The sequence below is a fragment of the Alteromonas sp. AO-Serp genome, from assembly GCF_017849675.1.
GTDB lineage: Bacteria > Pseudomonadota > Gammaproteobacteria > Enterobacterales > Alteromonadaceae > Alteromonas > Alteromonas macleodii.
The window spans coordinates 1-7091 of the sequence record NZ_JAFLMX010000070.1 but is presented as its reverse complement, the minus strand read 5'-3'; the positions used below and the strand labels follow the sequence as shown (position 1 = coordinate 7091).

Annotated in this window: 6 protein-coding genes; 3 read left to right on the top strand and 3 right to left on the bottom strand. The window is 44.0% G+C overall.

Annotated elements, in window-relative coordinates:
- The coding region (locus QVA83_RS06020) for a paraquat-inducible protein A (RefSeq protein WP_287498240.1) at nucleotides 1-916 on the bottom strand (916 nt) is incomplete at its 3' end.
- Nucleotides 917-1081: 165 nt separating this feature from the next.
- Between QVA83_RS06020 and QVA83_RS06015 the strand changes: the two genes are divergently transcribed.
- Nucleotides 1082-2101, top strand: coding sequence for a hypothetical protein (locus tag QVA83_RS06015; RefSeq protein WP_156078127.1), 1020 nt, complete (start codon nucleotides 1082-1084; stop codon nucleotides 2099-2101).
- 91 nt (nucleotides 2102-2192) lie between these two features.
- On the opposite strand, the gene asnS is transcribed toward QVA83_RS06015, so the two are convergent.
- Nucleotides 2193-3590: an asparagine--tRNA ligase gene (asnS, locus tag QVA83_RS06010; protein ID WP_156078128.1), complete on the bottom strand. Its 1398-nt coding sequence runs from the start codon at nucleotides 3588-3590 to the stop codon at nucleotides 2193-2195.
- A gap of 325 nt (nucleotides 3591-3915) precedes the next feature.
- Between asnS and QVA83_RS06005 the strand changes: the two genes are divergently transcribed.
- Complete coding sequence (locus QVA83_RS06005) at nucleotides 3916-4404, top strand: hypothetical protein (RefSeq protein WP_076011367.1); 489 nt, start codon at nucleotides 3916-3918, stop codon at nucleotides 4402-4404.
- A 186-nt stretch (nucleotides 4405-4590) separates the two neighbouring features.
- Here the strand turns inward: QVA83_RS06005 and QVA83_RS06000 are convergent, their stop codons facing one another.
- On the bottom strand, nucleotides 4591-5559 hold the full coding sequence (locus tag QVA83_RS06000) for a calcium/sodium antiporter (protein ID WP_049585898.1): 969 nt from the start codon (nucleotides 5557-5559) through the stop codon (nucleotides 4591-4593).
- 252 nt (nucleotides 5560-5811) lie between these two features.
- On the opposite strand from QVA83_RS06000, the gene QVA83_RS05995 reads away from it, so the two are divergent.
- Nucleotides 5812-7091 (top strand): RimK family ATP-grasp domain-containing protein (locus tag QVA83_RS05995; protein WP_287498239.1); only part of this gene is annotated, 1280 nt, incomplete at its 3' end.

Below are 7091 nucleotides of genomic sequence, written 5' to 3'. Positions count from 1 at the left end.
GTTTTGAAGTGGTTTTCTCTCGCTGTACGGAAAAATTCAGCCAAGCAAGAATGACAATTTTCGCTACAGGCACCACCACGCTGGCAATAAGAATAATGATCGCGACAGGGTACGAGCCAGACTCCCATAGCGAAATAACACCACCAATGATGGTATTCGGTGTTTCTTGCCCGAAAAATTCAGTGTACATAATTGGTAATACATTCGCAGGAATATATAAGATACAGGCGGTTACCAACAGTGCCCACGTGCGTTGAATACTTTCTTTCGCCTGCGCTTCGCCAAGCGGCTTAGGTTGTGGAGGCTGCCCTTGAGATAACCACATAGCGTAGCGTGTAGGGTCGAATTGGGATATACATAGTGCGGTGAACGCTGAAAAACCAATAAAAGCGTAGAAGGATAACCCGATAGAAACATCGGCCAGTTCGGTAATTTTAATCAAGCTCACTAAGGTACCGACAAGAAAGATTTCAGCCATGCTCCATGGTAAGAGCGCTTTTACTAACTTGAACAACCTGGGCAAGTAAAAGGGGCGGCGATTTTGCAACTGAGCTAATGACAACAGTAACATTCCAGCTAATACCATTCCGGGCAGTAATAGCGTCGCTAAAGTGGTTATTATGGCTAATGATAAATAGTCGTTTTCGATGAGTACTGTAATGCCGGTGGGCAAATCTATACTGTGTTTTTGGCCGCTCGCTTTAAATGTTAGAAAATTAAAGGGCAAAGAGAGCAGTAAAAAAATAATAGCACTGAAGGTATAAGCGAGTAAGTTTTCGCTTGCGCCATTTCGATGGGATATTAGCGTATGGTTACATACTGGGCACACGGCCCGTTGCCTGTGCGCGAGGGCGGGAATGCGTACCTTAGTATGGCATTGCTCACAAACTATAGATAACGTATTAGATTCAGCCATAAGGTTTTTGCACGCTACTTTTTGTATGTTAAATGTATGATAGTTAGCAGCCTAGATATATAACCCGTTGATTTTTAGAACCAACAGCATAGCTTATTGCGGTCACGTCGGGAAGTAAAGCCAGTCGTATTTAGAAGTATAACAACAATAATTGACGATTAAATAATGGAAACAACAAACTACATTCGCAACGTTTATGAAAAAGTAAAGAAGCAAGGAAGCCGTTTATTTTTGAAAAGGCGAATTGGCTTTTTACGGTTTTGGGTGAGTATCACCTTCGCCCAGCGGTGTTATTTTCTGGCAACCAGCATGCTTCTTATACAGCTGCTCTTGAATATAGAAAGTGGTTTGTTCGAAGCTATTATGTTTGGTTTTGCGCTTGTTGGTATTGTTAGTGAAACCTGGCCTAAGTTCATGGTGCTTTGGAATAGCTTGCCCGGGAAAGCGGTTATCTTGTTCGTTTACGCCATTATCGCTAACTTTGCGCTAGCTTCTGCCAGTGGCATGGTGAATAGCATAACCGGTGTGTCTGCGAGCGCGTTACCTTATAGCCATAATTTCGCACTAATTCTAATGGTGCCTAGTTGGTTTTTCGTTACCACGTTAATGGCGCTAGTCGGCGGCATGCTGGTAATTTTTGTTTATTTGTTTTTCTTATTACTGCTTAAACCTTTTGGTGTTCAAAGGTTGTGGCACCAACCCGGATATCGTTTTGTTTTATCCACTGCCGTAGCGAGGTTTGTTTGGACGCTGGGGGTTGCCCTGCAGCTTGGCATTTTAGCTGGGCAGGTTGGATTACTTTCTGAATTCAGTAGTGATAGTGCTAACCCGTTAATAACCATAGAAGAAACTGAAAATAAGCGTGAGAACAGTGAATCGCAACTTACTGAGGAACAAGCTGAAGATGTTTCTGAACTAGAAAGAGATTTAACTACGCTTTTAACTAACGCTAAACAAAAGAGCGTTGATTACAAAAAAGCGCAGCGACAGGCACTGGCAAATTTTATCTATGAATTTGAAGCAGACTCGCGATCTCGTTGTGCTCATCCGGAAGGAACCCGCGTCATAGAGCTTAACGATTACGAAATTTTGCAGATTGAAAAGACGGCAGAAACAGCTGAAGGTTTCGTATACACGGTTGAGCCCTGTCGTTCAGCTGCCATTGGCCTTTCAATAAATCCGTAAGGTTTTGTCGAGTTAGATTAAGCGTAAAAGACAATAGAAAAAGCCCGCCTACAGATTTCTGCAGGCGGGCTTTTCAATGAAGTTGGCAAGCTTAGAAGCTAGCGTTGCCCGGTGTTCGTGGGAATGGGATCACGTCACGTACGTTTTGCATGCCGGTTACGTATGCTACAAGACGCTCGAAACCAAGACCGAAACCTGAGTGAGGTACGGTGCCGTAGCGGCGAAGGTCGCGGTACCACGCGTAGTCTTCTTTCGATAGACCCATTTCGTCAAGGCGTGCATCGAATACGTCTAGGCGTTCTTCACGTTGTGAACCACCGATGATTTCACCGATGCCTGGCGCAAGTACGTCCATAGCTGCAACTGTCTTACCGTCATCGTTAATGCGCATGTAGAACGCCTTAATGTCTTTCGGATAGTTCTGCATAATAATTGGCGCACCGACGTGCTCTTCAGCAAGGTAGCGCTCATGCTCAGAAGATAAATCGATACCCCATTCAACAGGGAACTCGAATTCTTTGCCGCAGTTTTGCAGAATTTCGATAGCGTCTGTGTAGTCCATGCGAACAAAGTCAGAGTTTACTAACTTTTCTAAACGCTCAATGGCGTCTTTCTTAATACGCTGAGCAAAGAACGCCATGTCGTCAGGCAGCTCTTCAAGCACGGCCTTACATACATACTTCAGCATGTCTTCAGCTAGTTGTGCTACATCTTTCAATTCAGCAAACGCCACTTCAGGCTCAATCATCCAAAACTCTGCAAGGTGGCGAGATGTGTTTGAGTTTTCTGCACGGAACGTAGGTCCAAAGGTGTATACCTTAGACATAGCTGTACAATATGTTTCAGCGTTAAGCTGACCTGATACCGTTAGGTAGGTTTCCTTGCCGAAGAAATCTTCTGAGTAGTCAACATTGCCTTTGTCGTCGCGTGGAAGGTTCATCATATCAAGCGTTGATACGCGGAACATTTCACCTGCACCTTCTGTATCGCTAGCCGTTAGAATTGGCGTAGAGATCCAGAAGTAACCTTTCTCATGGAAAAAGCGGTGAATCGCCTGCGACAAACAGTTGCGAACGCGGGTTACCGCGCCGATAACGTTAGTGCGAGGGCGTAGATGCGCATATTCGCGAAGGTACTCAATGCTGTGGCGTTTAGCTGCCATTGGGTATGTATCAGGGTTTTCTACCCAACCTAAAATTTCAACATCAGTTGCGTCAATTTCAACGGCTTGGCCTTGGCCCTGAGACTCTTTCACTGTACCGGTAACCGATAATGAACAGCCTGCTGTTAAGCGCTGAATATCGGCATAATTTGACAGAGAATTTAGCGCAATAACTTGTACAGGATCGAAGCAACTACCGTCGTGTAGTGCAATAAATGATAACCCCGCTTTAGAGTCGCGGCGTGTTCTTACCCAACCCTTTACGGTTACCGATTCGCCAACGGCGTACTTACCTTTAAGTACGTCAACTACGGGCGCATGCGTCATGTTAATTTCTCCGTCTTACTAATTTTATGTTGTTGCTTACTATTGAGTCATTTTCAACAACACAGTGCATTAAACTGTGAATGAAAAAATGCACTAAAATTTGCTTTATGGTCAATGTTTTTGGATTGCCATGCCGATAACTAACTAGAATCTATAATCGCTTTTTGCTTTTTAAAAAAGGCTTTTCGCAATTCGCTTAGCGCCAATGTAAGCAAAATACAGATCGAAACATGACTTGGTGATGTAAAAATAACCAATGAAATACAATCCAACAGCACGCTAGTATACCCAACAAAAAGCGGGATGCCAGAAAACAGAGTGACAAATGGGAAATAAAAATGATTCAAGCACGCCAGTGCCACAGCAAGCCCCAGAATCAAGTGCTACGCAAAGTGACACACGGCGTTCTAGCGATACTGAAAATGAGAGAAGTTCTATGACTTACGAGCAACTTGCCGAACGACGTTCAACGCCTCGTTCTAAAACACCATTTTACAAGGTCATGCTTGCACTAAACATCGTTGGCTGGGTAGGGATGGTAGTCGTATTAGTGCTATTTCACTATGCGCGCCCAGATTTTATCAGCGGCGTACAGCAATACTGGGGAATAAAAGGCGATACCAGCTGGTCTGAAAGTCATTTGTCAGCTATGACCATTATGCTGCAGGTATGTTTGGTAGTGAGTTTAGTTAGCATCATTATGCGAGCCAGGAGAAACCGTCGTCAAAGCGATAGCTTTGGCATAAACCTGTTTATTCTATTTGCGATTGCGGCAATAAGCTTAATTACGTTGGCCACCACACTGGGGCTGTAGATTGTCAAAGTTATTTGCATTTGGAGTTCGCCATAAGCGAAGACCAAAGGTAAAACAAACAACTCATTGAGCGTAGCGCTTTCGGAAGAACAGCGTTTATGTCACTTGATGGTTTAACCTAGGTATTCCCATCAAGTGATCAATATGCAAATCATATTTTGCTTACTATTGGCTTTCGGGAATAATTTAAATGAAAGCCGCTTGGATAAGCCAGTACGTATAAGCCGCGTAGGCCAGCACAAATGCACCACCTTCCAGACGGTTTAAACGTCCTTGGCGCTTAATGCCAATACAGAAAATGAATAGGGCAATGGTTGATGCGAACATCACCATAACGTCGCGGTATAAAAACTCAGAACCTACAGTCATTGGCTGAATGGTGCCTGCAATGCCCACTACTGCCAAAGTGTTGAACATATTAGATCCGATCACGTTACCAATGGCTAAATCGTGTTCGCCTTTCTTCACCGCCATTAGCGATGACGCAAGTTCTGGTAACGATGTACCAATTGCGATAACCGTCAACCCGATAATAGTATCGCTAACACCAAAGAAGGTGGCGACTTCTACCGCGCCCCATACCAGCATACGCGAGCTTGCAACTAGCAATAAAAGCCCTGCAATCAACCACATTACGTGGGTTTTTACTGTACCTTCGTTGCTATTAATCTCTTCATCGTATTCGTCGGCAAGGGCGTCTTTGTCGCCTTTCATGCCGTGATAAATACTCCAAGAAAGCAGAAGCACAAACAGTCCTAACAAAGAGAATGCGTCGTCTTTCGAGATATTTAAGTCCCACACCTGCCATGCGGCAAAGAAGGTGATGCCAAGTAAAACAGGCAGTTCTTTCTTAATGATTTCTGATTTAACCGCAATAGGACTAATGATAGCGGTAAGGCCAAGGATTAACAGAATATTGGCGATATTAGAGCCGTAAGCGTTACCGAGCGCTATCCCGGAGTTGCCCTGGATTGCAGCAAATATGGAAACAATAATCTCGGGGGCCGATGTACCAAACCCAATAATGAGCATACCGATGAGCAAGGGGGAAACACCGAAATGATTGGCTACCGATGCGGCACCACCTACAAACTTCCCTGCGCTCCAAAGCAAAACCGGTAATCCGATTAAAATAGCCAAGCTGGCTAATAACATACGTACTCCTTAAACCATTCGTATCTTGTTTGCTTACTTCAATGTATAGGCAAACTCAATAAACAAAAGTCGTTTCAATCTATTCAAATGCACATTAGTTTTCGTTGTCTTAACGATGAAAAAAAGCCGTGCTGATAATGCTATGCAAATGATGAGGAAAGCGTAAACTCAGCGCTACTTTAATCGTGTTTGTAAATTGACCAAACACGGCAATAATTTTAACTAACAACACACTATTTAGAAGCGAATTACATGCACAATACACTGATTGTTACTGATGATGTTACTCCTTTTTGTAACACAGCTTTAACCGTGCTGACTTTTCAAGATTATCTTGCTGAGTTTCCAAAGTTGAACGAGCCCAAAACACGCGTTATCAACATTTGTGATACTACGCGTTACTTAAGCGAAGGGTACTATTGTTCACTTTTGGCTCAGGCACGTAATCACTCTGTATTGCCTTCTGTAAACACCATTAACGATTTACGCATGGCGGAAGAAAAAAGTATCGATCGCATCGTATTCTCTTTGTCGGTATCCCAAGACAATACGGAAATTACTGATGAACCTATATTAGTACTTTTTGGCGAAGTGAAAGATCAGCGCTTTAAGCGTTTGGCGCGCCAAGCGTTTGAAAAATACCCGTACCCTGTTTTGGTGTTAAGCCCAACAGTTACCGATACGAAAGTGTCGCCTAAAGCCACGGGTAAAGTACAAATTGAAGGCTTTGCAAGCGTACAGGCAAAAGCGTTTAAGGACTTAAACGCCAAGCAACAAGCGCGTTTCATTGAGCAATTAGAAGCACATACCAAAATACAGTGGAAGGCTGGTAAAACGAGCAAACGTACTCGTTGGGACATGGCCATTTTGGTTAACCCTGAAGAGAGCACGCCGCCTAGCGATGAACGCGCCATTAAAAACTTTGTTAAAGCAGCTGAAAAAGTGGGCTTTCGCGCAGATGTGGTGAGTCGCCTGTCGCAAGAAGAATTGGGTCACTATGATGCATTGTTCATTCGTGAAACGACGGCGATTGACCATCATACTTACCGTTTAGCGCGTGCCGCAGAGCGAGAAGGCATTGTGGTTATGGACGATACGCAGTCAATTCTGCGCTGCTGTAACAAAGTGTACCTGCAGGATGCGTTTGCTTATCAGAAAGTGCCAGCGCCGAAAGCGACGTTTGTATCGAGCGCTACTGATGAAGTATGCGAAAAACTCATAGCTGACTTTGGTTTGCCGCTTGTTTTAAAACTGCCAGAAAGCTCGTTTTCCCGCGGCGTGCATAAAGCTGAAAATAAAGAAGCGTTAAAAACGCGCTTAGAACAAATGCTGGCTGAATCGGCACTTGTTTTGGTTCAGGAATATATATTCACTGAATTCGACTGGCGAATTGGTGTATTAGGTGGCAAACCTATTTACGCTTGCCAATACTTTATGGTGCGTAACCATTGGCAAATTTACAACCATCAGGGAGACCGATTCTCTTCGGGTGGATTTGCCACAATGCCAACGTTTGAAGTACCTAAGCCGGT

Coding starts and splice junctions, on each gene's coding strand:
- QVA83_RS06015 (WP_156078127.1), top strand. CDS start 1,082: ATGGAAACAACAAACTACATTCGCAACGTTTATGAAAAAGTAAAGAAG.
- asnS (WP_156078128.1), bottom strand. CDS start 3,590: ATGACGCATGCGCCCGTAGTTGACGTACTTAAAGGTAAGTACGCCGTT.
- QVA83_RS06005 (WP_076011367.1), top strand. CDS start 3,916: ATGGGAAATAAAAATGATTCAAGCACGCCAGTGCCACAGCAAGCCCCA.
- QVA83_RS06000 (WP_049585898.1), bottom strand. CDS start 5,559: ATGTTATTAGCCAGCTTGGCTATTTTAATCGGATTACCGGTTTTGCTT.